The organism is Plantactinospora sp. CNZ321 (genome assembly GCF_004217235.1).
Map to the genome: position 1 here is coordinate 193551 of NZ_SHKQ01000001.1, position 26613 is coordinate 220163.

Genomic DNA, 26613 nt, shown 5'->3' on the forward strand with positions numbered 1-26613 from the left:
ATTTGTCGTACCCGTGGCTCAACGGCGGACGGTGGGGCCGCCACCCGCGCTCAGCGGACGGCGATGCCGGCGATGACGGCGTCGACGACCCGCGCCGGCAGGTCGTGCTCGTCCAGGTCAGGCTGGGCGCGGAGCAGCCGCTGCATCACCAGCGGCGCGGTGAGCAGCGCGACGGTGAGCTCGACGTCGAGGTCGGCACGCAGCTCGCCGAGGTCGATCCCCCGGCGCAGCACCTCGCGGATCATCCGCCGTCGCGGCTCGACCATCTCCTGGTAGAGCCGGTACTGCTCGGGGCTGCGGCTGATCACGGGCATCAGGCAGGGCATGATCTGCCGCATCCGGGGGTCCGGGTTGTGCCCGGTGTTGCCGACCAGCGTGACCAGGTCCTCGCGTACGGACCGGCCGGGCGGTGGCGGTGGCGGCGGCTTCAGCCGGCGCAGGGCGTCCTGGAGCAGGGCCTCCTTGCCGGACCAGCGCCGGTAGATGGTCGCCTTGCCCACCCCGGCCCGAGCGGCGATCGCCTCGATCGACAGCGTCTCGATACTGCTGTCTCCGGCGAGCAGGTCGAGCGCGGCCTCCAGGATCGCCTCGTCCGCGCGGATGCTCCGCGGGCGTCCTGGCGCCCGCGGAGCATCCGTCGTCTCGGTCACGTCGCCCATTGTCCCCGGTCGCTCAGGCGGCGACCAACTCGGGATCGGCCACCGGCTCCGGCGGCAGCAACTGCTCCTCGGCCATGCGGCCGGGCAGCCAGCGGAGCACCACCAGGATGCCGAGCGCGGCGATCGCCGCCGACAGCCCGCTGGCCCAGTGCATGGCCGTCACGAAGGCGTCGTTGGCGGCGCTGGTCACGGCCGAGCCGGCCGGACCGAGCCGCTCCGCGACCGCGTACGCCCCGGAGACCGACTCGGACGCGGCGTCCCGGGCCGGCGCCGGCAGCGTCCGGGCCGCCGGCTCGATCTGGTCCCGGTAGACCCCGCTGAGCACCGAGCCGAGCACCGCGACGCCGAGCGCGCCGGCGACCTGACGGACGGTGTTGCTGACCGCCGAGCCCACCCCGGCCTTCTCCCGGGGTAGCGCAGACATGATCGACTCGGTCGCCGGCGGCATGATGTTGGCCATCCCGACGCCCTGGACGAAGAAGATCAACCCGATGATCCAGATCGGGGTGGTCGCGGTGGCGAAGGCGAACGCCACCAGCGCCCCCGAGGTGAGGGCCAGCCCGGTCACCGCAACCGCCCGGCCGCCGTACCGCTTGACCATGGCGGCGCTGCGCGGTGCGAAGACCAGCTGGGCGACGGCGAACGGCAGCATCAGCAGACCGGTCTCCAGCGGGCTGTAGCCACGGACGAGTTGCAGGTAGAACGCACTGAAGAACATCACGCCCATGGCGGCGAAGAAGACCAGGCCGATCACCGCGACCGGGGCGGCGAACCGGGGTACCCGGAACAGGCGTACGTCCAGCGACGGGAACTCGACCCGGCGCTCCCAGGCCACGAACGCGGCGAGCACGGCCAGCCCGCCGACGATCGACGCCCAGACCAGTGGCCGGCCGAAGCCGTGCTCGCCACCGTCGATGATCCCGTACGACAGGGCGACCAGGCCGACCACCGAGAGCAGTACGCCGATCACGTCGATCCTGCCCGGCCTCGGGTCCCGCGAGTCGGGCACCAGCAGCGCCACCGCGACCAGCCCGATCAGCACCACCGGCACGTTGATCAGGAAGACCGAGCCCCACCAGTAGTTCTCCAGCAGCAGTCCACCCAGCACCGGGCCGATCGCCACGCCGAGACCGATCGCACCGGCCCAGACCCCGATGGCGCGGCCGCGCTCCCGGGGATCGAAGACGTTCGAGATGATCGACAGGGTCACCGGCATCACGGCGGCGGCTCCGAAGCCCATCAGGGCACGGGCGCCGATCAGTTGCCCCGGACTCTGCGCGTACGCCGACAGCAGCGATGCGAGGCCGAACATCGCCAGGCCGACGAGCAGGAACCACTTGCGTCCGTACCGGTCGCCGAGCACACCGAAGGTGAACAGCAGCCCGGCGAAGACCAGGGTGTACGAGTTGATCGACCATTCCAGTTCGCCCTGGCTGGCGCCGAGGCCGTGCACCGGGTCGGCCAGGGTGCGCAGCGCGACGTTCAGGACCGTGTTGTCCAGCACGATCACCAGCAGGCTGATCACGAGCACGCCGAGAATGGCCCAGCGCCTCGGGTGCCCGGTGTTTTCGGTTAACTCCATGCCTTGATGTCCCCCCGAAGCCCCGCGATCGCCGAATTCGGCCCGCGGGGAAGTTTTTGACCGCACCGACACTAGTCAGCCGAGAACCGAAACGGCACCGTTCCGTATCGTATTGTGAGGCGCCTCACCCCCTGCTGTCGTCAGCCCAGATCGACGACGGTGGGACGGCCGTTCCGAGGGCCGTTGACCTCAACCAGACTTCACCTGAGATATTCCCTGGATGCCCCCTCCGGCCCGGCTGGTCCCGGCCCCCTATCGGGCCGCGTTCGCCGAACCGGCCTTCCGCCGGCTGCTCTCCGGGCTGGTGGTCTCGCACCTCGGCGACGGGATGAGCGTGGTGGCGATCGCCTGGCTTGCGCTGCGGCTCGCCCCGCCGGACCAGGCCGGGCTGATCGTCGGCGCCGCCGTGACCGCATACGCGTTACCGGCCGCCGCCGGGGCTCTGCTGTTCGCCCGCTGGCTGAGCCGGGCCGCCGCCCGCCGCCTGGTACTGGCAAACTCGGTACTCCGGGCCGGTGCGCTCGGCGCAGTGGTCGTACTGCACCTGCTCGACCAGCTCACCGTCGGGCGGTACGTCGCCCTGCTCGCGGTCTCGTCGCTGCTCGCCGCGTGGGGCACCGCGGGGACGTACACGTTGATCAGTGAGATCTTTCCGGCCGAGCGCCGGCTGCCGGCGAACGCGCTGGTTGGGACGAGCCAGCAGGCCGCCTTCGTGGCCGGCCCGGCGGTGGCCGGCCTGCTGGTCGCCACCATCCACCCGGCGCTGGTGCTCGGCCTCGATGCGCTCAGCTACCTGCTGCTGGCGGTACAGGCAGCCCGGCTGCGTCCACCGGCCGCCGGCGGCCGGCCGTCCGGCGCCCGACCGACCGGCCGGGGCTTCCGGATCCTCGCCCACCGCCCTGAACTGATCGGGTTGATCGCGGTCACCGCCGTCTTCTACTTCCTCTACGGCCCGGTCGAGGTGGCCCTTCCGCTGTACGTCGCCGACGAGCTGAGCGCCGCCGCCGGACTGCTCGGCGGCTACTGGACCGTGTTCGGGGTCGGCGCAGTCGTCGGCGGCCTGCTCGGCGGGATGCTGACCCGGGCCCGGCAGTGGCCGGTGACCATCGCGGTGATCGCCGGCTGGGGCCTGCTGCTGGTCCCGTTCGGCCTGGCCGCCCCGGTCTGGCTCACCCTGGCCTGCTTCGCTCTCGGCGGCCTGGTCTACGGGCCGTTTCCCGCGTTCAGCCTCGCACTGTTCCAGAACGCGGCCGACCCGGCGGACCTGCCCGCAGTGCTGGCCGCCCGGGGCGTGGTCACCGCCGCCGCGACACCGCTCGGCGCGGCACTCGGTGGTCCGCTGGTGACCGCGTTCGGTGCCGCCGGCACGCTGTTCGCCTCCGGGCTCGGCACGGTCGCGCTGGCCCTGCTCACCGCCGGCACGCTGCTGCTGCACAGCCGGGTCCGCCGTACCCGACCTGCGGCCGCAGACCGGTGATCTCGCCGTGCCCGACCTGCGGCCGCACACAGGTGAGCTCGGCGTGCCCAGCCGTCCGCACACAGGTGAGCTCGGCGTGCCCGACCGGCGGCCGCACGCCGGTGATCTCGCCGTGCCCAGCCGTCCGCACGCAGGTGAGCTCGGCGTGCTTGCCCGGCCCACGCCGGCGGGATCGGGGCATAGCGCCCGGACCTGTCCGACGTCGATTCGCCGAACGAGGCGTCCGATCACCGCCAGACGGCGGCCCGGCGCTCGCGCACGATGGTTCACATGAGTGAGGTTATTTCAGCAAAGAGCCGTGTTCTGGATGGAAAGGTAGCGTTCGTCACCGGCGGGAGCCGGGGCATCGGTGCGGCGGTGGCGGTGCGGTTGGCCGAGGAGGGCGCCGACGTGGTGCTGACCTACCAGCGCGACGCCGAGGCGGCCGGCGTCGTGCTGGACCGGATCAAGGAGATCGGCCGGCGCGGGCTGGCGATCCAGGCGGACAGCGCCGACCCCGAGGCGATCGTCTCGGCGGTGGACCGCGCGGCCGGCGAGTTCGGCCGGCTCGACGTACTGGTCAACAATGCCGGGGCGTTCATCGTCGGGCCGGTGACCGAGTTGGGGCTCGCCGAGTTCGAGCAGACCGTGGCGGTGAACGTCCGGGCACCGTTCCTCGCCGCACAGGCGGCGGCCCGGCACATGGTCGACGGTGGACGGATCATTACCATCGGCAGCAACATGGCCGAACGAGCACCGTTTCCGGGCTTCGCGCTCTACTCGATGAGCAAGACCGCACTGACCGGGCTGACCAAGGGACTCGGCCGTGATCTCGGGCCCCGGGGCATCACCGCGAACCTGGTCAACCCCGGCCCGACCGACACCGATGCCAACCCGGCCGACAGCCCCATGGCGGAGACCGTTCGCGGTCTCACCGCCGTCGGCCAGTACGCCGAGCCGGCCGAGATCGCGGCGGCGGTCGCCTGGGTGGCCAGCGCCGCCAGCTCGTACGTCACGGGCGCGACGATCGACGTCGACGGCGGCTTCAGCATCTGATCCGATTCGCCGGCCGGCGGAGGGGTCGGAACCGCGCCTGGACCGTCGGACGACCGGCGGTCCAGGCGACCGACCCACCACCGCGCCCACCCCACCGGCCCAGGCCGACGCCGACCCCCGCTCCCGGCGGTGGCCGGCCCCGGAACGCCCGGCCACGACGACTCAGGTCGGTACGCCCGGCCACGACGACTCGGAGCCGGAGCGCCCGGCCACGACGGCTCGCGGTTCGGCGTGTGTGCCACCGTCGGCGCGGGTTCTAAGGTTGATGCCCGGATCGGCGGGAAGGCGGCGGGACGTGCGGGTGACGATGGCAACTGCCGCAGCCCGCACCGGTCGCGGAAACGAGGACTTCGTCGGCGTGGTTCCCACGGCGATCGTGCTGGTCGACGGTGCCGGTGGGGTGTCCGGTGCCGAACTGGTCTGCCGGCACGGCCCGGCCTGGTACGCCCGCCGGTTGGGGGTGGAACTCCTCGGTCTGCTGTCATCCGACACGAACCGGCCCGTTCCGGCGCTGCTCGCCGAGGCGATCGTGCAGGTGGCGGACGCCCACGGTCCCGGCTGCGATCTCGCTGATCCCCGCAGCCCGTGGGCGAGCGTGGTGATCCTGCGCCTGCGCGACGGCCACGCCGACCACCTCGTGCTCGGCGACTCGTTCCTCGTCCTCGACCGAGCCGGCGACTCCGCCGGAGCGAGGGCCCCGCTCGTCGTCTCGGATCCCCGGGAGGTGACGCTGGCCCGGCCGTACCGGTCCGCGCTGGCAGCGGCGGTCGAGGGCAGTGCCGAGTACGAACAGGTCCGCCGCGACGGCATCGCCGTGCTGCGCGCCAATCGCAACCGGCCAGGCGGCTACTGGGTGGCCAAGGAGGACCCCCGGGCGGCGGCCGAGGCCGTCATCGGCAGCTGTCCCGTCTCCGAACTGACCGGTGCGGTGTTGCTCAGCAACGGCGCCAGCCGGATCGTCGACCGGTTCCGGCTCGCCGGCTGGCCCGAGGTGCTGGCGATGCTCGCGTCGAGCGGGCCCGCCGCGATCATCCGCCGCGTCCGCCAAGCGGAGGCCCAGCAGGCGGTGGCGGCGGACGACGCCACCGTCGCCTACTGCACCGACCTCGCCGAGGGCCCGGCGGCGAGCGTGCCGGGCAGCGGTTCGTGTGCTGTCGCTGCCCCTTGAGGGGCAGCAACAGCACACGAAGCGATCTCAGGGGTGGGGTGGCTCGTCGTTGACGATCGTGAGCGTGCTGCGGTACGCCACCGACGACGAGTCCCCGTCCGGCCCCCGGTCCGGCGGCTCCACCGAGCCTTCGCTCCAGACCTTCGTGGCCCGGTACGGGTAACCGTCCTGCCCCGGCGCCTCGACGCGGAAGAAGACCCGCTGCCCGGCTGACAGGCTGCGGTATCCCGGGGCGACGACGGCGGAGAAGTGCACCCAGCAGCCGCCTGGGACCTCGACGGCATCGAGCACCCCCCACCCCCGGTCGGGGTCGAACTCGCGTACCACGCCGACGATGGGCTCGCCGGGGGTTGTCGGCTCACCCGAGCTCAGCCGACCGCCGCCATGACCTCGTCGGAGACGTCGAAGTTTCCGTAGACGTTCTGCACGTCGTCGGAGTCCTCCAACGCGTCGATCAACTTGAAGACCTTGCGGGCACCCTCTTCGTCCAGCGGGACGGTGACGCTCGGCACCAGGGAGGACTCGGCCGACTCGTAGTCGATGCCGGCATCCTGCAACGCGGTCCGTACGGCGATCAGGTCACCGGGCTCGGAGACCACCTCGAACGCCTCGTCCAGGTCGTTGACCTCCTCGGCCCCGGCGTCGAGGACGGCCAACAGCACGTCGTCCTCGGAGAGCCCCGCCTTCGGTACGATCACCACGCCCTTGCGGGAGAACATGTACGACACCGAGCCCGCGTCCGCCAGCGAACCTCCGTTGCGGGTCAACGCGGTGCGTACCTCGGTCGCGGCACGGTTGCGGTTGTCGGTCAGGCACTCGATCAACAGCGCGACGCCGCCCGGGGCGTACCCCTCGTACATCACCGTCTGCCAGTCGGCCCCGCCGGCCTCCAGGCCGGAGCCGCGCTTGACGGCGCGGTCGATGTTGTCGTTCGGTACCGAGTTCTTCTTCGCCTTCTGGATGGCGTCGAAGAGGGTCGGGTTACCGGCCGGGTCACCACCGCCGGTACGCGCCGCGACCTCGACGTTCTTGATCAGCTTGGCAAACATCTTGCCGCGCTTGGCGTCGATGACCGCCTTCTTGTGCTTCGTCGTCGCCCACTTAGAGTGGCCGGACATACCTGACCTCCATCGTTACCCGGCGTCTGTGTCGACTGCACCGCGCGTCATGTTCTCCACGAAGAACCGCCGAACCCGCGACAATCCTACCGACGCGGTGGTGGCGTACTCACGCGTGGCACGGGGTCGGATCGGTCGTTGCCGCCGGGCGGGACGGGTCACCGGCCGTCGCTAGGCGGAGACGCCTGCCTCCCGGACGAGATCGACGAACCAGCGGTGCAGCCGCCGGTCGCCGGTCAGCTCCGGGTGGAAGGCGGTGGCGACGGCGTTTCCCTGCCGGACCGCGACGATCCGCCCGGCCGCCGGGCCGCCGCTCACCCTGCCCAGCACCTCCACCCCGTCGGCGACCCGCTCGACCCAGGGTGCCCGGATGAAGACCGCGTGGAAACTCGGCCCCGGGATGCCGGCGATATCCACCGGCGCCTCGAAGGAGTCGACCTGCCGGCCGAAGGCGTTGCGCCGGACGGTCATCTCGATGCCGCCGAAGCTGCGCTGGTCGGGACGGCCGTCCAGCACCTCGGTCGCCAACATGATCATGCCGGCGCAGGAGCCGTAGACCGGCATGCCCGCGTCGACGCGCTTGCGGATCGGATCGAGCAGGTCGAAGGTCTCGGCGAGCTTGCTGATGGTGGTCGACTCCCCGCCCGGGACCACCAGGCCGTCGACCTGCTCCAGCTCCTCCGGCCGGCGCACCGGCCGCGCTTGCGCGCCCGAGGCGGTCAGCGCGGTCAGATGCTCTCGTACGTCGCCCTGTAGCGCCAGAACCCCGACGACCAACCCCGGCGCACTCGCGCGGCGAGTCCTCGCGGAAGCCGAGGTCACCAACCCCGCTCCGCCAGCCGGTGCGGCACGGGGATGTCGTCCACGTTGATCCCGACCATCGCCTCGCCGAGCCCTCGCGACACCTTGGCCAGCACGTCGGGGTCGTCGTAGAAGGTGGTGGCCTTGACGATTGCGGCGGCCCGCTGCGCCGGGTTGCCGGACTTGAAGATCCCGGAGCCGACGAAGACGCCCTCCGCGCCGAGCTGCATCATCATCGCAGCGTCCGCCGGGGTGGCGATGCCACCCGCGGTGAAGAGCACCACCGGCAGCTTCCCGGTCTCGGCCACCTCCCGGACCAGCTCGTAGGGCGCCTGCAGCTCCTTGGCGGCGACGTACAGCTCGTCGCCGGGCAGCGAGCCGAGGCGGCCGATCTCGGCACGGATCTTCCGCATGTGCGTGGTGGCGTTGGAGACGTCGCCGGTGCCGGCCTCGCCCTTGGAGCGGATCATCGCCGCTCCCTCGGTGATCCGGCGCAGCGCCTCACCCAGGTTGGTGGCGCCGCAGACGAACGGCACGGTGAAGGCCCACTTGTCGATGTGGTTGGCGTAGTCCGCCGGGGTCAGCACCTCGGACTCGTCCACGTAGTCGACGCCCAGCGCCTGGAGCACCTGCGCCTCGACGAAGTGCCCGATCCGGGCCTTGGCCATCACCGGGATGGAGACCGCCTGGATGATGCCGTCGATCATGTCCGGGTCGCTCATCCGGGAGACGCCGCCCTGGGCCCGGATGTCGGCCGGTACCCGCTCCAGCGCCATCACCGCGACCGCGCCGGCATCCTCGGCGATCTTGGCCTGCTCGGGGGTGACCACGTCCATGATCACGCCACCCTTGAGCATCTCGGCCATACCCCGCTTGACCCGCGCGGTACCGACCACTCCGGTGGCGCTGACGGTCGGCTCTCCAGCCGCGGTCGACTGGTCGGAACCGGACTGGGCGGTGGATTCGGACACGGCGTTCTCGCTCCTCGACAGTGGTGCGGGCGGGTGAGGTCGGCTCGGGTAGGTGAAGTCGCACTCGATGCTACGCGGGGTGCAACGCCGGACCGACAGCCAATCAGACCCCGGGTGGCCTGCCCTGTGGCCGGGCTCACCCTGCGGCCGGGCTCCTCTGCGGCCGTGGATCGCACCCGTCAGCCGACCGACAGTTCCGGGCGGCTGTTCAGGGTCGGGTCGTCGATGTCGAAGTAGCGCGGCAGCTCGTGCTTGCGGGACATCCGGAACAGGCGTACGACGGGGCGGCGCCGCAGGGACAGCGCGTCGCGTACCAGATCGGTGTGGACCTGACGGGCCAGCGCGAGCCGCCGGCTGGCACCGATCACCGCCGCCGCGGCCGGCTCCTCCGGATCCAGCACGCTGGACCGCAACTGCCGGGTGAGGTCGTTCTCCGCGGCCTCCCGCTCCTCACCCTCGGCGTCGAGGGCGATCCGGGACGCCGCGTACAGCTCCAGCACGTACCGCTCCTCTGCCAGGACCGCGGCGGCGGCCGCCCGGCGGAGCAGGTGCGCGTCCAGAGCCCGGGTGGCCGACCGCACCCGGGCGTGCATCCGGTCGACCCGGGCCGCGATCCAGACCAGGTACGCCGTCACCAGGACCACCGCCACGACGACGCCCACCACCCACCACATGCCCGGCATCGTAGTGCGGCCCCCATTCCCGTCTCGTCGGCACGTCACCGGCGCACCGCGGACCAGCCCGGCCAAACCGCCCGTACCACGCAGTCGGGCAGCACCGGCCCCGGACGGGCGGCGCGGGACGGTCGGTGTGCTTTCGCACCCTTCTGGACCGGTTCCGGGGCCAGTCAGCCGGGCCCGATCCACTCCTCGTCCAGCACCCGACCGTCGGTTGCCTCGATCGCCGTCGCGTACACCTCCAGAACCCGGCGGGCCACCGTCGGCCAGTCGAAGGTTTCGACCACCTCCCGGGCACAACCGGACAGCTCGGTCCGGCGCACCGGGTCGTCGAGCAGGGCGGTCAGGGTACGCCGCAGCGCCGTCGAATCCCCGGTGGGAAAGAGCTCACCGGCCCGGCCCCCGTCCAGCACCCGACGGAAGGCGTCCAGATCGCTCGCCACCACGGTCGCTCCGGCGGCCATCGCCTCGGTCAAGATCATCCCGAAGGATTCGCCTCCGGTGTTCGGCGCGACGTAGAGGTGCACGCTGCGCAGCATCCGCGCCTTCTCCGTTTCGGGGACCCGGCCGAGGAAGGTGATCCGGTCCCGCAGCCCCTCCGGTACGCCCTCGTGCAGTTCGGCCACGTCCCCCGGGCCGGCGACCAGCAGCCGCAGCCCCGGACGCCGCGCGGCAAGCGCGACGAACGCCTCCCGGAGCACGCCGAAGCCCTTCCGGGGCTCGGTGAACCGGCCGAGGAAGCCCAGCGTGCCCCCCTCGCCCGTCCCGCACGGGCCCGGCCACCCGGGCAGCGGCTCGGCATCGGCGAACTTCGCCACCGCCACCCCGTTGGGGATCTCCACCGCCCCGCCGCCGAGATGCTCGACCTGGACCTTGCGGGCCAACGCGCTCACCGCGATCCGGGCGGTGATCCGCTCCACGGCGAACTGCAACACCCCCTGGGCGGCGGCCAGCGCCCGGGACCGGGTCATCGCGGTGTGGAAGGTGGCGACCACCGGCCCTCGGGCGGAGAGCACGGCGAGCAGGGAGAGGCTGAGCGTGAACGGCTCGTGCACGTGCAGCACGTCGAAGCGGCCCCGGGCCAGCCAGCGCCGGACCCGGGCGGTGGAGACCGGGCCGAAACTGATCCGGGCCACCGACCCGTTGTACGGCAGCGGCACCGACCGGCCGGCCGACACCACGTACGGCGGCAGCGGCGAGTCCTCGTCCGCCGGTGCCAGCACGCTCACCTCGTGGCCGAGCCCGATCAGCGCCTCGGCGAGGTCGATCACGTGGTTCTGCACCCCGCCGGGGACGTCGAAGGAGTACGGACACACGATGCCGATCCGCACTGCGCCTCCCTCTCAGGCCGGCTCGGACATCGACGGGGCGCCCGGTGTGCCCGGCCCCGCCCCGGCCGGGCCCGCCGATCCGGCGGCCGACCCAGGCGTACCGGCGGAGATGCCGGGTTCGTCGATCCAGACCCGTTGCAGCATGTGCCAGTCTTCCGGACGCTGCGCGATGCCCTCGGCCAGGTGGTCGGCGATCCGCTGGGTCAGCGTCCGGACCCGCTGGTCGAGTGGGCCGGTATCCGCCGCCGGCACCTCCAGCGGCCCGGTCAGCCGGCCCCGTGGACCGGCCGGGTCGTACCAGAGCGCCGCCACGTAGAGCGGGGCACCGGTCCGGACGGCCAGCAGCGCCGGGCCGGCCGGCATCCGGGCCCGACCGCCGAAGAACCGCACCTCGACGCCGCGCGCCGACAGGTCCCGGTCGGCGAGCAGCGGTACCAGGTACCCGGCGGCGAGCCGCTCGGCCAGCACCTCGAAGGGTGCCCGGGCACCACCGTGGGTCGGCAGGATCTCCATGCCGAGCCGGCGCCGGAAGCCGACGAAACGCTCGAACACCCCCTCCGGCTTGAGTCGCTCCATCACGGTGGCGATCGGCCAGCCGTTCGCGGCGACCCAGGCGCCGGCGGCGTCCCAGTTGCCGGAGTGCGGCAACGCCACCACCGCGCCCCGGCCGGCCGTCATGTCGGCGGCGAGCAGCTCCTCGCCGTCGAGCCGGAAGTCGTCGCGGAGCTGCTCACGACTGCGGGACGGCAGCCGGAAGACGTCGAGCCAGTAGCGGGCGTACGAGCGCAGGCCCCGGCGGACCAGATCCTCGAGGCCGGACTCCGGCAGGTCGGGGCCGACCACCCGGCGCAGGTTGCCGGCGAGCCGGAGCGTCCCGGGGCCGCGCCTGCGGTACGCCTGGTCGGCGGCGGCCCGGAACAGCGCCGCCGCGGCCGGCCGGGGCAGCGCGCGTACCGCCCGCCAGCCGGCCAGATAGGCGAACTCGACCGGGGTCACCGGCCGGCCCGCCGCACTCTCACGCCGCCACCCGCCCGGTCACGCGTCCACGCCCGTCTCGGCGCGCTGCGCCTGTCGGTAGACGTGGGTCATCCGCTGCGCGACGGTGAAGACCGAGACGGCGGCGAGCAGCCAGAGCGCGGTGACCAGCGCCCAGTCCAGCCCGAGGCCGGTCAGCAGCCCGCCGACCCCGACGATGAGCAGCCGCTCGGTCCGCTCGGCGATCCCGACGTTGCAGGTCATCCCGAGCCCCTCGGCACGGGCCTTGACGTACGAGACGAGACCACCGACAACCAGGCAGATCAGCGCGGCGGCGACCCCGACGTGGTCGTCCTGGGTGGCCAGCCAGTACGCGACGGCGCCGAACACCGCACCGTCGGAGACCCGGTCCATGCTCGAATCGAGGAACGCGCCGAACCGGCTCGACCCGCCACGCATCCGGGCCATCGTGCCGTCGAGCAGGTCGGTGAGGGCGAAGAAGGTCACCACGAGCGCACCGGCCACCAGGTAGCCCCGGGCCCCGAGCGCGACCGCTCCGACCACCACGCCGAGCGTTCCGGTCACGGTGACGGCGTTCGGCGTCACCCCGACCCGCAGCAGGGTCCGGGCGATCGGTTCGACGACGCGGGTCATGCCGGCCCGGGCCGACACCTGGAAGATCTTCGCCATGGCCGTCCCACCATAACGGGCCGGGAACGGTGACGGTACGCGCGGTGGCGCATAGTTCACGCCGCAGGCTTGTGTCACGACTTGTACGGGTGTGAGATCGGAGCAGGGGACGTGACGCCGATCACCTGTCACCCGGCACGTCTCCGGCAGCACGGCAGGCCACCCGAGGATATCGCCGCGGAGTCGCCAGGGCAGCTCCCCCGTCGCGCGCGGCGGTCGCCACCAACCACCGGCTTAGGGAGGTGCGCCCCAATGGCGCAGAAGAGTTCGGAGAAAGGGGTCACCGGCCCGGCGCCGGTGGTGGACGAGCCTGGCAGGGTTCGCAACGTGGTGCTCGTCGGGCACTCCGGAGCGGGGAAGACGACCCTGGTCGACGCCCTGCTCGCGGCGACCGGCACGATCTCGCGGCCCGGTTCGGTCGTCGACGGCACCACGGTGTGCGACCACGACCCGGCCGCGGTACGCCAGCAGCGCTCGATCAGCCTGGCCTGCGCGCCCCTGCAGCACAACGGCATCAAGGTCAACCTGTTGGACACCCCCGGCTACGCCGACTTCGTCGGCGAGCTCAGGGCCGGGCTGCGGGCGGCGGACGCGGCGCTCTTCGTCGTCTCCGCCGTGGACGGGATGGACGGGGCGACCGCCGCGCTCTGGCAGGAGTGCGCCGCGGTCGGAATGCCCCGGGCCGTGGCGGTCACCCGGCTCGACCACCAGCGGGCCGACCTCGACGAGACGGTGGCGCTCTGCCAGCGGGTCTTCGGCGACAACGTACTCCCGCTCTACCTGCCGATGCTCGACGACGAGGGCGTGGACGTGGTCGGCCTGATGGGCCTGATCACCCGCCGGGTCTTCGACTACTCCGCCGGCCTGCCGGCGACGGTCCGGGACCCGGACCCGGAGCACCTGCCGGCGATCGGCGACGCCCGCAACGAGCTGATCGAGGGCATCATCGCCGAGAGCGAGGACGAGACCCTGCTGGACCGCTACCTCGGCGGCGAGGAGATCGAGACGCAGCTCCTGATCAACGACCTGGAGAAGGCCGTCGCCCGGGGGCACTTCTATCCGGTGGTGCCGGTCTGCGCGGAGACCGGGCTCGGTGTCGACGCCCTGCTGGAGCTGCTGGTCTCGGCGTTCCCGACCCCGCTGGAGCACGACCTGCCCACCGTCACCGGCGTCGACGGCTCGCCGCAGCCGCCGCTGACCTGCGACCCCGACGGACCGCTGGTGGCCGAGGTGGTCAAGACCACGATCGACCGGCACGTCGGCCGGGTCTCCCTGGTCCGGGTCTTCTCCGGCACGCTCCGCCCCGACCAGGTGGTGCACGTCTCCGGGCACGGCATGGCCGAGCGCGGCCACCCGGACCACGACGCCGACGAGCGCGTCTCGCACCTCTACTCGCCGCTCGGCGCCGCGCTGCGCGAGGTGCCGTACTGCGTGGCCGGCGACATCTGCGCGATCACCAAGTCGGGTACGGCGGAGACCGGTGACACCATCTCGGCCAGGGAACACCCGCTGCTGATCGAGCCCTGGGAGATGCCCGAGCCGCTGCTGCCGGTGGCGATCGTCGCGAAGAGCCGGGCCGACGAGGACGCGCTGGCCAAGAACCTGGCCCGGCTGGTCGCCGGTGACCCGACGATGCGACTGGAGCGCAACCCGGAGACCCATCAGCTGGTGCTCTGGTGCATGGGCGAGGCGCACGCCGAGGTGGTGCTCGACCGGCTCCGTGGCGGCGGGGTGGACCTGGAGACCGAGCCGGTCCGGGTGGCGCTGCGCGAGACCTTCGCGGTGTCCTCGAAGGGGCACGGCCGGCACGTGAAGCAGTCCGGCGGGCACGGTCAGTACGCGGTCTGCGACATCGAGGTGGAGCCGCTGCCCCGGGGCGCGGGATTCGAGTTCGCCGACCGGGTGGTCGGCGGCGCCGTGCCGCACAACTACATCCCGTCGGTGGAGAAGGGGGTACGCACCCAGATGGGCCGGGGCATCGTCGCCGGCTATCCGGTGGTGGATCTGAGGGTGACCCTGGTGGACGGCAAGGCGCACAGCGTGGACTCGTCCGACGCCGCCTTCCAGACCGCCGGCTCGCTGGCGCTGCGGGACGCGGCGGAGAAGGGGCAGGTCAGCCTCCTGGAGCCGGTCGACGAGGTGGTGGTGCGGGTGCCGGATGCCAACGTCGGTGCGGTGATGAGCGACATGTCCGGGCGGCGAGGCCGGGTGCTCGGCACCGAGCCCGATCCGGCCGGCGCCGACCACACCCTGGTCCGGGCGGAGGTGCCGGCGACCGAGCTGATCCGGTACGCCGTCGAACTCCGGTCGATGACCGCCGGTGGCGGCACCTTCCGGCGCTCCTTCGCCCGCTACGAACCGATGCCCGCGCACCTCGCCGACCAGATCCGCAAGGAGCACGCCCCCCGCTGACGTGTAGGGAAGGCCCCCGCTGGGGCAGAAAACGCCAAGCGGGGGCCCTTCCCTGCAAGCAGGCGCTCCACCTCGGCGGACCCGGACCGGCGGGGCCGGCCGCTACCTGTTCCGGCCGAGGGAACACGAGGTACGCAGCCACCGCGCACACCTGCCGGCGGTGCGCCGGGTGGAGTCCTGGCCGGAGCTGATGGCGCTGATCGAGGGTGTCGATCAGACAGATGTTCGAATACCCTGAGCGTGGGTATCCGGCCGGTGAGGAGGTCGGGATGACACCGCTGCTGCGCGCCGCACTGGAGTACGCCGCTGCCGGCGTACCCGTGCTCCCGCTGCACTCCCCGACCGCGACCGGCTGCACCTGCCGGCGGCCCGACTGCGACCGCCCGGGCAAGCATCCCCGCTGGCACCGCAGCCTGCTCCGGCACGGCCTGCACGACGCGAGCGCCCGGCCGGAGGTGATCCGGCGGTGGTGGACCCGCTGGCCGGAGGCGAACCTGGCACTGCGCACCGGTGACCGGTTCGACGTCTGCGACGTCGACCCGCCGGACGGGGTCGCCGCGCTGCGTGCCGTGGTCCGGGGGCGCCGGATCACCGGGCCGGTGGTCCGGACCGGTTCCGGCGGCTGGCACCTCTACCTTCGCCCGACCGGCGCCGGCAACCGCACCGGACTGCTGCCCGGCGTCGACTGGCGCGGGGCTGGCGGCTACGTCGTCGCCCCGCCGTCCCGGCACGCCAGCGGCCGGGACTACCGCTGGATCCGTCGGCCGGAGGTCCCGCTCGCCGACTGCCCGCCGGAACTGACCGCGCTGCTCTTCCCGCCGGCGCCGCCGCCCCGCCCGGGACTGGCCGGCCCGGGCGGCGCCGACCGACTGCGGCACCCCGACCGGTACGCCGGCGCCGCGCTCGCCGCCGAGGCGAGCACCGTTGCCGGGGCGGTGACCGGCACCCGCAACACCACGCTCTACCGGGCGGCGTACCACCTCGGGCAGCTCGCCGCGCTGGATCTGCTGGACGACCACGACATCACCGTCGTCCTCGCCGATGCCGCCCGCCGCAGCGGACTCGGCCGCCCCGAGATCGCCCGGACGATCCGGTCCGGGCTGCGCACCGGTCATCGGCAGCCCCGGCACGGCCTCGCCGCCTAGCTCCGTCTCCGGCCGCGCCAGACCAGATCGCGCGCCTGGTCACCGCACCCGGCGACACACTGTCGTGGAGGGCGACACCCTGCTGAGGAGACTGTCGAGCTGCCCCGCCCGTGCAGCCATGCCCGTCATCCGCCGTACGCTGTCCCGACAACCGGGTTTGGGGTATGCCCCACCTGTGCACCCAGCTCGACAGTGCGCGTGCCAGCTACTTGCCCGCCGGCTTCGTCGCTCAGCCGGCCGTTCGTCTCCCGCCGGCCTCGTCGCTCAGCCGGCCGTGCTCGCCCAGGCGGTGCCGAGCAGGGTACGGGTGTCGGCGAGCAGCTGCGGCAGCACCTTGGTCTGGGCGATCACCGGCATGAAGTTGGCGTCCCCGCCCCACCTCGGCACCACGTGCTGGTGCAGGTGGGCGGCGATGCCGGCACCGGCCACCCCGCCCTGGTTCATGCCGATGTTGAAGCCGTGCGCGTTGCTGACCCGCCGCACCACCCGCATCGCCGTCTGGGTGCAGTCGGCCAGCTCGGCCGTCTCCGCGGCGTCCAGCTCGGTGTAGTCGGCGACGTGCCGGTACGGGCAGACCAGCAGGTGCCCCGGGTTGTACGGATAGAGGTTGAGCACCACGAAGACCCGCTCGCCCCGGTGCACCACCAGGTTCTCCTCGCCCTCCCGCTCCGGAGCCAGGCAGAACGGGCATCCGGTCGGCTTCTCGTGCCCCTCCCCCGGCCTGTCCGGGCCGGAGATGTAGGTCATCCGGTGCGGGGTCCAGAGCCGATCGAGCCCGTCGGGCATGCCGAGTTCCGCGTGGGGCGCCGCGCCTGTCACGCCGACGATCCTACGACCCGGCCTCCCCACCGGTCGGTTCGGCGGTCGGACCGGTGTTGACCCGGGCTCGGACCACCTCCACGACGTGCGCCACCGCGTCGGCGAGCGGTACCCCGTTGCGCTGTGACCCGTCCCGGTAGCGGAACGAGACCGCTCCCGCCTCCACGTCCGCGTCCCCGGCGATCGCCATGAACGGGATCTTCTGCTGCTGGGCGGTACGGATCTTCTTCTGCATCCGGTCGTCCGAGGTGTCCACCTCGGCCCGGATCCCCTCGGCCCGCAGCGCGGCGACGAACCCGTGCAGGTGGGTGGCGTGCTCCTCCCGGATCGGGATGCCGACCACCTGCACCGGGGCCAGCCAGGCGGGGAAGGCCCCGGCGTAGTGCTCGGTCAGTACCCCGAAGAACCGCTCGATCGAGCCGAAGAGCGCCCGGTGGATCATCACCGGCCGCTGGCGAGTGCCGTCAGCGGCCTGGAATTCCAGGCCGAACCGCTCGGGTTGGTTGAAGTCGACCTGGATGGTGGACATCTGCCAGGTACGCCCGATCGCGTCCTTGGCCTGGATGCTGATCTTCGGGCCGTAGAAGGCCGCGCCGCCCGGATCCGGCACCAGGTCGAGCCCGGACGCCTCGGCGGCGGTCCGCAGCGCCTCGGTCGCCTCCGCCCAGTCCTCGGCCGAGCCGATGAACTTCGGCGAGTCGTCCCGGGTCGACAACTCCAGGTAGAAGTCGTCCAGGCCGTAGTCGCGGAGCAGGTCGAGGACGAACGCCAGCAGCGTGGTCAGCTCGCCCGGCATCTGCTCCCGGGTGCAGTAGATGTGCGAGTCGTCCTGGGTCAGCCCGCGTACCCGGGTCAGCCCGTGCACCACGCCTGACTTCTCGTACCGGTAGACGGTGCCGAACTCGAAGAGCCGCAGCGGCAGCTCCCGGTACGACCGCCCGCGCGCCCGGAAGATCAGGTTGTGCATCGGGCAGTTCATCGCCTTGAGGTAGTAGTCCGCGCCCTCGAACTTCATCGGCGGGAACATGGTGTCGGCGTAGTACGGCAGGTGGCCGGAGGTCTCGAAGAGCTGCGCCTTGGTGATGTGCGGGCTGTTGACGAACTCGTAGCCGGCCACCTCGTGCCGGCGCCGCGAGTAGTCCTCCAGTTCCCGGCGGATGATCCCGCCCTTGGGGTGGAAGACCGCCAGGCCGGAGCCGATCTCGTCGGGGAAGCTGAACAGGTCCAGCTCGGCGCCGAGCTTGCGGTGGTCGCGCCGGGCCGCCTCCTCCAGCACCTTCAGGTACGCCTTCAGCGCGTCCCGGGTCGGCCAGGCGGTGCCGTACACCCGCTGGAGCTGCGGGTTGCGCTCGTTGCCCCGCCAGTACGCGGCGGCCGAGCGCATCAGCTTGAACGCGCCGATCAGCCGCGTGCTGGGCAGGTGCGGCCCCCGGCAGAGGTCGGACCAGCAGACCTTGCCGCTCTCGGCGTCCAGGTTGTCGTAGATGGTGAGGTCACCGGCGCCGACCTCCATCACCTCGCCGGCGTCGAAGCCCGTCCCGCCACCCTCGGACCCGGCCCCCTCGCCCTCGCTGCGCTGCCGGTCGCCCTTGAGGGCGATCAGCTCGATCTTGTAGGGCTCGCGGGCCAGTTCGGTGCGGGCCGCGTCCAGGCTGTCGAAGCGGCGCCGCCGGAACCGCTGGCCGGACTTGACGATCTCCTGCATCCGCTTCTCCAGCCGGTCGAGGTCCTCCGGCTGGAACGGGCGGTCGACGTCGAAGTCGTAGTAGAAGCCGTTGTCGATCGGCGGGCCGATCCCGAGCTTCGCCTCCGGGAAGGTGTCCTGGACGGCCTGGGCCAGCACGTGCGCGGTCGAGTGGCGCAGCACGTTCAACCCGTCCGGCGAGTCCAGCCGTACCGGATCGACGACGGTCTCCACCTCGGGCGCCCAGTCCAGGTCGCGCAGCTGCCCGTCGGGGTCGCGGACCACCACGATCGCCCCGGGGCCGGCGTGCGGCAGGCCCGCCGCGGCCACCGCCTCGGCCGCCGTCGTCCCGGCCGGGACGACAACGGGGTCGGCACCGACGGGGGTACGGGGTTGGGACACGGTGGCTCCTCACGATCATGGACGAATCGGGCGTGGCCGACGGGATCGGCTCGCCCAGATGTTATCGGTCCTGCGTTTTCCTCCTGCCGGCGCCGCTACCTCGGCGTTAGATTGACGCCGTGGCACCCGTGGACGCCGTGAGCGCACTACAGCGTAGATACCAGACCTTCTTCGGCACCGGGCCGGGCGTACCGTTCGCGGTGGCGCCGGCCGGTGGTCCGGTGCGGACCTTCGGCACCGGGGCACCGCAGTTCACCATCGTGGTCAAGGACGAGCGGGGCGCGAAGGCGCTGGCCGCGCTCGACCAGTTCGCCGTCGCCGTGGCCTACCTGCAGGGATCGCTGGACGTCGAGGGCGACCTGGCGGCGGCGCTGCGGATGCGGTCGTTCTTCACCGACCGGCACCCGATCGCCTTCCTCGGCCGGTTCGTGCCGGCGCTGCTGCGCGGCCGTCGCGAGGACGACCGGCGGGCCATCTCGCACCACTACGACGAGGATTCGGACTTCTTCCTCACCTTCCTCGACCACCGGCACCGCTGCTACACCGAGGGGGTCTTCGCCTCCGACGACGAGCCGCTGGAAGACGCGATGACCCGGAAGATGGACCTGGCCCTGGAGGCGATCGGGGTCGGCCCCGGCGACCACGTGCTGGAGGTCGGCGGCGGCTGGGGGGCGTTCAGCGAGCATGCCGCCCGCAAGGGGGTACGGGTCACCACCACGACGCTGTCGGTGGAGTCGGAGCGCTTCCTCACCGAGCTGTTCGACCGCGAGCGGCTGCCGGTGCGGGTTGTCCGGGAGCACATCTTCGGCTACTCCCCGGGCGAGCGCTACGACGCGATCGTCAACATGGGGGTCACCGAGCACCTGCCCGACTACCGCACGACGCTGCGCAAGTACGCCGAACTGCTCCGTCCGGGCGGCCGGGTCTACCTGGACGCGCTGGCGATGCGCCACAAGCACATCGTCTCCACCTTCATGAAGCGGTACGTCTACCCGGGCGGTTCGGCCCCGCTGCTGCTGCACCAGTACCTGCGGCACGTGGCGCACTCGCCGTTCGAGCTACTCAACCTGGTCGACGACCGGCACAACTACTACCTGACCTGCCGGGAGTGGGCGCGCCGGCTGGACGACGCCCGGGACGAGATCGTGCGGCGCTGGGGCGAGCCGCTGTACCGCCGGTTCCGGCTCTTCCTCTGGGGGTCGGCGGCCGGCTTCGACACCGGGATGGTCCAGGCGTACCGCTGGGTGCTGCAACTGCCGCCGGCCCGGTAAGGCAGGGCCCTTCTTATCGCGTTTCTGTTGTAGAAGGGCCCCCCTCCCTGCACCCGGGATTGCGGGTGGGAGCGCTCCTGCCTAGGGTTGAGGCCGAGCCGAGAACGACGATCGTCGATTGCTGCGGTCACCGTACGGCGGGGAGCGGCGCCGGCCGTGCGGGAACCTGCCGCCGGAAGGACGTCCCGTGCGTACCCGATCCCGCGCCGCGCTGCTCACCGCCGGCCTACTGACCCTGGCCGGCCTCGGCATCGGCCTGCCCGCCCCGCCGGCCGTGAGCGCCGCCGCGCTGCCCTACCAGGACTCGGCGCTGCCGGTCGCCACCCGGGTCGACGACCTGCTCGGCCGGATGAGCCTGGACGAGAAGATCGGCCAGATGACCCAGGCCGAACGCGCCTCGGTCACCCCGGCCGACATCACCGGCTACCGGCTCGGTTCGGTGCTCTCCGGCGGCGGCTCCGCGCCGACCCCGAACAACGCCACCAGCTGGGCGGACATGTACGACCGGTTCGCCAACGCCGCCCTCGGAACCCCGCTGGGCATCCCGCTGATCTACGGCTCGGACGCCGTGCACGGACACAACAACGTGGTCGGCGCGACGATCTTCCCGCACAACATCGGCCTCGGCGCGACCCGCGACCCCGAGCTGGTCCGGCGAATCGGCCGGGCCACCGCCGAGGAGGTCGCCGGCACCGGGGTGAACTGGACCTTCTCCCCCTGCCTCTGCGTGGCCCGCAACGACCGCTGGGGCCGCACCTACGAGTCGTTCGGCGAGGACCCGGCGCTGGTCAGCTCGATGACCACCGTGATCGACGGCCTCCAGGGCGAGGCACTGGCCGGCCCCGCCTCGGTACTGGCCACCGCCAAGCACTACCTCGGCGACGGCGGCACCACGAACGGCACCGACCAGGGCAACACCCAACTCTCCGAGGCCGAGTTGCGCGCCGTGCACCTGCCGCCGTTCGCCGAGGCGGTCCGCCGGGGCGTCGGCTCGGTGATGATCTCGTACAGCAGTTGGAACGGGCAGAAGCTGCACGGGCACGACTACCTGATCAACGGCCTGCTCAAGGGCGAACTCGGCTTCGACGGCTTCGTGGTCTCCGACTGGAACGGCATCGACCAGCTCGACGGCGCCACCGGGTTCACCGCGGCCGAGGTCCGGCAGGCGGTCAACGCCGGCATCGACATGGTGATGGCGCCGACCGGCTGGCGGCAGTTCATCAGCCATCTCCGGGCCGAGGTCCAGGCCGGCCGGGTCAGCCAGGCCCGGATCGACGACGCCAACCGGCGGATCCTGACCAAGAAGGTCGAGCTGGGCCTCTTCGAGCGGCCGCTGGCCGACCGGTCGTACCTCTCGACGGTGGGCAGCGCGGCACACCGGGCGCTGGCCCGGGAGGCGGTGGCGGCCTCGCAGGTGCTGCTGAAGAACGACGGCGGCATCCTGCCGCTGGCCACCGCGAACAACCGGATCTTCGTGGCCGGCAAGAGCGCCGACAACATCGGGTACGCCAGCGGCGGCTGGACGGTCTCCTGGCAGGGCGGCAGCGGGGCGATCACCCCCGGCACCAGCATCCTGCAGGGGATCCGGAACGCGGTCGCCTCCTCCAGCACCGTCACCTACCAGGCCAGCGGTACCGGCATCGACAGCTCGTACCGGGCCGCGATCGCGGTGATCGGCGAGACGCCGTACGCCGAGGGGCGCGGGGACCGGCCGAGCGGGATGGGTCTGGACGCCACCGACCTGGCCACGCTGGACCGGCTGCGCGCCTCCGGGGTGCCGGTGATCGTGGTGCTGGTCTCCGGCCGGCCGCTGGACATCGCCGGGCAGTTGCCGGACTGGCGCGCCCTGCTCGCCGCCTGGCTGCCCGGCACCGAGGGTGCCGGGGTGGCCGACGTGCTGTTCGGGGTACGCCCGCCCACCGGCCGGCTGCCGGTGAGCTGGATGAGCAGCGCGAGCCAGCAGCCGATCAACGACGGCGACGGCAAGACGCCGCTCTTCCGGTACGGCTTCGGACTCGGCTACCCCGACCAGCCGCCGCCGACCACCCCACCACCAACTACCGCGCCGCCGACCAGCCCGCCACCGACCACCGCGCCGCCGACCAGCCCGCCGGGCGGCGCCGGCTGTCAGGTGACGTACGCGGTCAACGAGTGGTCCGGCGGATTCTCCGGAAACCTCACGATTCGCAACACCGGTACGTCCGCGTGGACCGGCTGGACCCTCGGCTTCAGCTTCCCCTCCGAGGGGCAGCGGGTGGTGCAGGGCTGGTCGGCCCGGTGGACGCAGTCCGGCACCGCGGTCACCGCGACCAACGAGAGCTGGAACGGCAGCCTCGCGCCCGGCGCCTCCGTCGGGATCGGCTTCACCGGCAGCCACACCGGCAGCAACCCCCGGCCGACCGGTTTCACCCTGAACGGGCAGCCCTGCGGCACCGGCTGAGCCGCCATCGGTCCGCCCGGATCCGACCGACCGGCGATCCGGGCGGACCGCCGCAGCCGCCATCAATTCACCCGACTTGCCACGGGCAGTACGGTCATCAGGTGGCCACCGTCCTCCTGGTCGAAGACGACCATGTCGTACGCGGCGCCATGCTGCGCTCCCTGGCCGACCGCGGGCACGCGGTGCACGCGGTAGGCACGGCGCTCGATGCCCTCCGCCGGGTCGCCGCGGAAACCCCCGACCTGGTCGTACTCGACCTCGGGCTGCCCGACCTGGACGGCGCCGACGCGCTGCGGATGTTGCGCGGCATCACCGACGTACCGATCATCATCGCCACCGCCCGCGACGACGAGCAGGCGATCGTCCGGCTGCTCCGGGCCGGCGCCGACGACTACATGGTCAAGCCGTTCACCGGCGCCCATCTGGATGCCCGGATCACCACCGTGCTCCGCCGGGTCGGCCGGGCGAGCCGTGCCGTCGAGCCGGCCGTACACTCCGTCGGCGGGCTGCGGATCGACGTCGGCGAACGGAGTGCACTCCTCGACGGGGTGCCTCTGGCGCTGACCCGCAAGGAGTTCGACCTGCTGGCCTATCTCGCGGCACGGCCCGGCCGGGTAGTGTCCCGCCGGGAACTGTTGGAGGAGGTATGGCGGCAGCCATCGGTCGGCGAGGATCAGACCATCGACGTACATCTGTATTGGCTGCGCCGCAAAATGGGAGAGTCCGCGGCGAAGCCCCGCTACCTGCGCACCGTGCGGGGGTCGGGTTCCGGTTGGTGGTACCGGACTGAGGTTGGCGCTGGCCTACCTCGGGGCCGGCATGACCACGATCGTCGCGCTCGCCTTCCTGGTCCCGCTCGGCACGGCGTTGCAGCGCGACGCCCGCGAGGACGCGCTCGGCGAGGCCGCCCGGCGCAGCGCGGTGGTCACCGGCGCGCTGGCGGTCACCGCAGACCCGGCGGCGCTGGGCCGGGTCGTCGAGTCGACCGCCGGCAACACCGGCGATCCGCCGGTCGTGCACGGACTGTCGCTCGGCGGCGAGCCACGGGCCGCCGCCGGCGACGTCGACCGGGCGATCCAGACCGGTGCACCGGTCGTCGCCGAGGTCTCCGGCGGCGTGGTCCGGCTCGAACCCGTACCGGTCGCCGGCCGGGTGCTGGTGGTCGAGGTCTTCGTCTCCGAGGCGGCGCTGACCGCCGGCACCGGTGGCACCTGGCTGATGCTGATCCTGGTGGCGATCGGCCTGGTGGTCGCCTCGGTGATCGTGGTGGACCGGCTCGCCGCCAGGGCGGTCGCCTCGGCCCGGGGCCTGGTGCAGGCGGCGCTCGCCGTCGGCGACGGCGACCTGGACGTACGGATCCAGCCGAGTGGCCCCCGCGAGCTGGCGGAGGCCGGTTACGCCTTCAACCGGATGGCGGACCGGCTGGTCACCTCCCGCACCGACGAGCGCGAACTCGTCGCCGACCTGTCGCACCGGCTGCGTACCCCGCTGACCGTGCTGCGGCTGGACGCCGACGCCCTCGACTCCGACGACACCAGCGTCGGCTCGTTCAGCGCCGCCGAGCTGGACCGACGGCGGACGATCCGCCGGATCCGGCAGGCGATCGTGACGCTGGAGGGTGAGATCGACGTACTGATCAACACCACCCGGAAGACGGTCGCCCAGGAGGCCGCGCCGGGCAGCTGCGACGTCAGCGAGGTGGTCCGGGACCGGATGGTCTTCTGGTCGGCGCTGGCCGGCGACCAGAACCGGTCGCACCGGGTCATCGGCGCACACACCCGGATCCCGGTGCCGGTGCCCCGGGCCGAGCTGGCCGCCGCCCTGGACGCGGTGCTCGGCAACGTCTTCCGGTACACCCCGCAGGGCACCGCGTTCGAGGTCGCCGTCAGCCGCCGGGACGGCTACATCGCGGTCCGGGTGGACGACGCCGGGCCCGGCATCGCCGATCCGGACCGGGCGCTGCGCCGGGGGGCCAGCGACCGCGGCTCCACCGGGCTCGGCCTGGACATCGCCCGCCGGGTCGCCCAGCAGGCCAACGGCTCGGTCAGCATCGACCGGGCCCGGCTGGGCGGAGCGAGCGTGGTCATGCTGCTGGCCGACCCGGACGCGGCCCCCCGACAGGTGAGCCGGTTCGGGCTGGTCGGCCGGCTGGCCCGGGAGAAGGACGCGGTCACCCGCCGCCGCTGGTCCCGGCCGCGCTCCTCCGGCGACTGACCGGGCTCCCGGCCGGACCGGGCGGCCCGGCGACTGACCGGATTCCCGGCCGGACCGGGCGGCCCGGCAAAGGAGTTTCTGGTTCCGTGCAAGTCTTCCTTAGGTCTGGATTAACGCCCGTCCGAGCGTCCCGCCTCGGTGGCAGCATCGAACCCGATCCCATCCTGCTCCACCGGGTCACCTACCCACAGATGTTTCGCCCAACCCGGCCCGTGGAGCCTGGCGTGCGGCGGAAGCACGGTCCCCCACACCTGGCTTCCGCCGCACGCCGACAAGTTCGGCAGAGGTCCGACCGGCGTGCCGCCGCGATGCGCGCGGTGACGTACCGGTCGATCTCGGCCCCATGATCGCTGACCCGGCGCGGCCGCCCGCAGCACCCCGCGCCGGGTCAGCCTTTCTCCCGGAGCTTCGGCGGCTTCGGTCCCGAGTTCCGGCGGCTGCCGTCCCAAGCTTCGGCGGTGTGCCCGGGTCAGGACCGGTGTGCGGCCAGGTAGGCGTCGATCTCGGCGATCAGCTTGTCCCGCTCCGGCGCCGCCAGGAACGAGGCGGTGACGGCGTTGCGAGCCAGCCCGGCCAGCCCGGCGGCGTCGAGGTCGAGCAGTCGGGCGGCGACGGCGTACTCGTCGTTGAGGGTGGTGCCGAACATCGGCGGATCGTCGGAGTTGACCGTCACCAGCAGCCCGGCCTCGACGAGCCGGGGCAGCGGGTGCTCCTCGATCGCGCGCACCGCCCGGGTCCGGACGTTGGATGTCGGGCAGACCTCCAACGGGATCTGCCGCTGCGCCAGGTGTTCCAGCAGCGCCGGGTCCTGCACCGCCGAGATGCCGTGCCCGATGCGTTCCGCGCCCAGGTCGCGCAGCGCGTCCCAGATGGTCCCCGCACCGGTCGTCTCACCGGCGTGCGGCACGGAGCGCAGCCCGGCCGCCCTGGCCTGGTCGAAGTAGGGCTTGAACTGCGGTCGTGGCACGCCCACCTCCGGACCGCCGAGCCCGAAGCTGATCAGCCCGTCCGGCCGCTCGTCGAGGGCGATCCGCAGGGTCTGCTCGGCCGCCGGCAGCCCCGCCTCGCCGGGGATGTCGAAGCACCAGCGCAGCGAGACCCCGAGTTCGGTCTCGGCGGCCCGCCGCGCGTCCTCGATCGCCTCGCAGAACGCCGGCGCGGGGATCCCCCGGTGCACGTGCGAGTACGGCGTGACCGTCAGCTCCGCGTACCGGACCTGCTGGCGGGCGAGTTCCCGGGCCACCTCGAAGGTCAGCAGCCGGACGTCGGACGGATCGCGGATCAGGTCGACCACGCTCAGGTAGATCTCGACGAAGTGGGCGAAGTCGCGGAACTCGAAGTAGCCGGCGAGCGCCTCCGGGTCCGCCGGCACCCGGGTCCGGCCCTCGTGCCGGGCGGCCAGCTCCGCCACGATGCGCGGCAGTGCGGAGCCGACGTGGTGCACGTGCAGCTCCACCTTGGGCAGTCCGGCGATGAACGCCGAGAGGTCGGTCACGGAAACTCCCTACTGACGTGCGCCGGTGCGGGCGACGAAGAAGACGCGGTGGAACGGGAACCGTTCATCACCGGATGGTGGATGGCGCCGGAGGCGGCCGGGAGCGGGTGCACGTAGGTAGTTTCCCAGGCGTCCCACGGCGCAGCTCGCGCTGGTCGGGTCCCAGATGGCTTCCTTCAAACCGTACGTACGTCTTGCTTAGCATTGCGGCGTCGCGCTGCCCCGGCGGGCCCCGAATCCGCCCCGG

Annotated in this window: 21 protein-coding genes and 1 pseudogene; 9 read left to right on the forward strand and 13 right to left on the reverse strand. The window is 72.5% G+C overall.

Annotated elements, in window-relative coordinates; all coding sequences use genetic code 11:
* Positions 1-50 precede the first annotated feature (50 nt).
* Both EV371_RS00840 and EV371_RS00845 read right to left on the reverse strand, forming a co-directional pair.
* Positions 51-659, reverse strand: coding sequence for a TetR/AcrR family transcriptional regulator C-terminal ligand-binding domain-containing protein (locus tag EV371_RS00840; protein ID WP_130460345.1), 609 nt, complete (start codon positions 657-659; stop codon positions 51-53).
* Between the two features lie 13 nt (positions 660-672).
* Complete coding sequence (locus EV371_RS00845) at positions 673-2241, reverse strand: DHA2 family efflux MFS transporter permease subunit (RefSeq protein WP_130460346.1); 1569 nt, start codon at positions 2239-2241, stop codon at positions 673-675.
* A gap of 220 nt (positions 2242-2461) precedes the next feature.
* On the opposite strand from EV371_RS00845, the gene EV371_RS00850 reads away from it, so the two are divergent.
* The 3 genes from EV371_RS00850 to EV371_RS00860 all read left to right on the forward strand — a co-directional run bounded on the left by EV371_RS00850 (position 2462) and on the right by EV371_RS00860 (position 5921).
* The gene (locus tag EV371_RS00850; protein ID WP_130460347.1) at positions 2462-3718 is read left to right on the forward strand and encodes an MFS transporter; all 1257 of its coding nucleotides are present in this window, start codon (positions 2462-2464) and stop codon (positions 3716-3718) included.
* Positions 3719-3988: 270 nt separating this feature from the next.
* Positions 3989-4753: an SDR family oxidoreductase gene (locus tag EV371_RS00855; protein WP_130460348.1), complete on the forward strand. Its 765-nt coding sequence runs from the start codon at positions 3989-3991 to the stop codon at positions 4751-4753.
* A 307-nt stretch (positions 4754-5060) separates the two neighbouring features.
* Positions 5061-5921: a hypothetical protein gene (locus tag EV371_RS00860; RefSeq protein WP_130465556.1), complete on the forward strand. Its 861-nt coding sequence runs from the start codon at positions 5061-5063 to the stop codon at positions 5919-5921.
* Positions 5922-5948: 27 nt separating this feature from the next.
* Here the strand turns inward: EV371_RS00860 and EV371_RS00865 are convergent, their stop codons facing one another.
* From EV371_RS00865 to pgsA, 8 genes are all read right to left on the reverse strand, one after another.
* Entirely contained in the window at positions 5949-6248 is a 300-nt protein-coding gene (locus EV371_RS00865) for a cold-shock protein (RefSeq protein WP_486484422.1), read from the reverse strand.
* A gap of 41 nt (positions 6249-6289) precedes the next feature.
* On the reverse strand, positions 6290-7039 hold the full coding sequence (locus EV371_RS00870) for a YebC/PmpR family DNA-binding transcriptional regulator (RefSeq protein ID WP_130460350.1): 750 nt from the start codon (positions 7037-7039) through the stop codon (positions 6290-6292).
* 171 nt (positions 7040-7210) lie between these two features.
* Positions 7211-7816, reverse strand: a complete 606-nt coding sequence (pdxT, locus tag EV371_RS00875) for a pyridoxal 5'-phosphate synthase glutaminase subunit PdxT (protein ID WP_486484895.1) — start codon at positions 7814-7816, stop codon at positions 7211-7213.
* 41 nt (positions 7817-7857) lie between these two features.
* On the reverse strand, positions 7858-8736 hold the full coding sequence (pdxS, locus tag EV371_RS00880; RefSeq protein WP_130465557.1) for a pyridoxal 5'-phosphate synthase lyase subunit PdxS: 879 nt from the start codon (positions 8734-8736) through the stop codon (positions 7858-7860).
* A gap of 254 nt (positions 8737-8990) precedes the next feature.
* Positions 8991-9494: a hypothetical protein gene (locus tag EV371_RS00885; RefSeq protein ID WP_130460352.1), complete on the reverse strand. Its 504-nt coding sequence runs from the start codon at positions 9492-9494 to the stop codon at positions 8991-8993.
* Positions 9495-9658: 164 nt separating this feature from the next.
* The gene (locus tag EV371_RS00890; protein ID WP_130460353.1) at positions 9659-10819 is read right to left on the reverse strand and encodes a glycosyltransferase; all 1161 of its coding nucleotides are present in this window, start codon (positions 10817-10819) and stop codon (positions 9659-9661) included.
* Positions 10820-10831: 12 nt separating this feature from the next.
* Positions 10832-11815 (reverse strand): phosphatidylinositol mannoside acyltransferase, encoded by a 984-nt coding sequence (locus EV371_RS00895; RefSeq protein ID WP_130460354.1) that lies wholly within the window; start codon positions 11813-11815, stop codon positions 10832-10834.
* 39 nt (positions 11816-11854) lie between these two features.
* Entirely contained in the window at positions 11855-12484 is a 630-nt protein-coding gene (gene pgsA, locus EV371_RS00900; RefSeq protein WP_130460355.1) for a phosphatidylinositol phosphate synthase, read from the reverse strand.
* Positions 12485-12736: 252 nt separating this feature from the next.
* Between pgsA and EV371_RS00905 the strand changes: the two genes are divergently transcribed.
* Both EV371_RS00905 and EV371_RS00910 read left to right on the forward strand, forming a co-directional pair.
* Positions 12737-14896 (forward strand): elongation factor G-like protein EF-G2, encoded by a 2160-nt coding sequence (locus tag EV371_RS00905; protein WP_130460356.1) that lies wholly within the window; start codon positions 12737-12739, stop codon positions 14894-14896.
* A gap of 269 nt (positions 14897-15165) precedes the next feature.
* On the forward strand, positions 15166-16041 hold the full coding sequence (locus EV371_RS00910; RefSeq protein ID WP_130460357.1) for a bifunctional DNA primase/polymerase: 876 nt from the start codon (positions 15166-15168) through the stop codon (positions 16039-16041).
* Positions 16042-16305: 264 nt separating this feature from the next.
* Here the strand turns inward: EV371_RS00910 and EV371_RS00915 are convergent, their stop codons facing one another.
* Positions 16306-16827, reverse strand: a complete 522-nt coding sequence (locus tag EV371_RS00915) for an HIT domain-containing protein (protein WP_130465558.1) — start codon at positions 16825-16827, stop codon at positions 16306-16308.
* A gap of 43 nt (positions 16828-16870) precedes the next feature.
* Positions 16871-18946 (reverse strand): threonine--tRNA ligase, encoded by a 2076-nt coding sequence (gene thrS / locus EV371_RS00920; protein ID WP_130460358.1) that lies wholly within the window; start codon positions 18944-18946, stop codon positions 16871-16873.
* Positions 18947-19065: 119 nt separating this feature from the next.
* Here thrS and EV371_RS00925 point away from each other — a divergent pair, with 119 nt between their 5' ends.
* The 4 genes and pseudogenes from EV371_RS00925 (at position 19066) to EV371_RS00940 (ending at position 24871) form a co-directional block, all read left to right on the forward strand.
* A complete protein-coding gene (locus EV371_RS00925; RefSeq protein ID WP_486484423.1) occupies positions 19066-20217 on the forward strand; it encodes a class I SAM-dependent methyltransferase in 1152 nt (383 codons plus the stop codon).
* 187 nt (positions 20218-20404) lie between these two features.
* The gene (locus EV371_RS00930; RefSeq protein WP_486484424.1) at positions 20405-22657 is read left to right on the forward strand and encodes a glycoside hydrolase family 3 N-terminal domain-containing protein; all 2253 of its coding nucleotides are present in this window, start codon (positions 20405-20407) and stop codon (positions 22655-22657) included.
* A 101-nt stretch (positions 22658-22758) separates the two neighbouring features.
* Positions 22759-23447, forward strand: a pseudogene (locus EV371_RS00935) (response regulator transcription factor).
* A 29-nt stretch (positions 23448-23476) separates the two neighbouring features.
* The gene (locus EV371_RS00940; RefSeq protein ID WP_130465561.1) at positions 23477-24871 is read left to right on the forward strand and encodes an ATP-binding protein; all 1395 of its coding nucleotides are present in this window, start codon (positions 23477-23479) and stop codon (positions 24869-24871) included.
* 469 nt (positions 24872-25340) lie between these two features.
* Here EV371_RS00940 and EV371_RS00945 read toward each other — a convergent pair whose 3' ends face one another.
* Positions 25341-26366, reverse strand: a complete 1026-nt coding sequence (locus EV371_RS00945) for an adenosine deaminase (RefSeq protein ID WP_130460359.1) — start codon at positions 26364-26366, stop codon at positions 25341-25343.
* Positions 26367-26613: the final 247 nt, after the last annotated feature.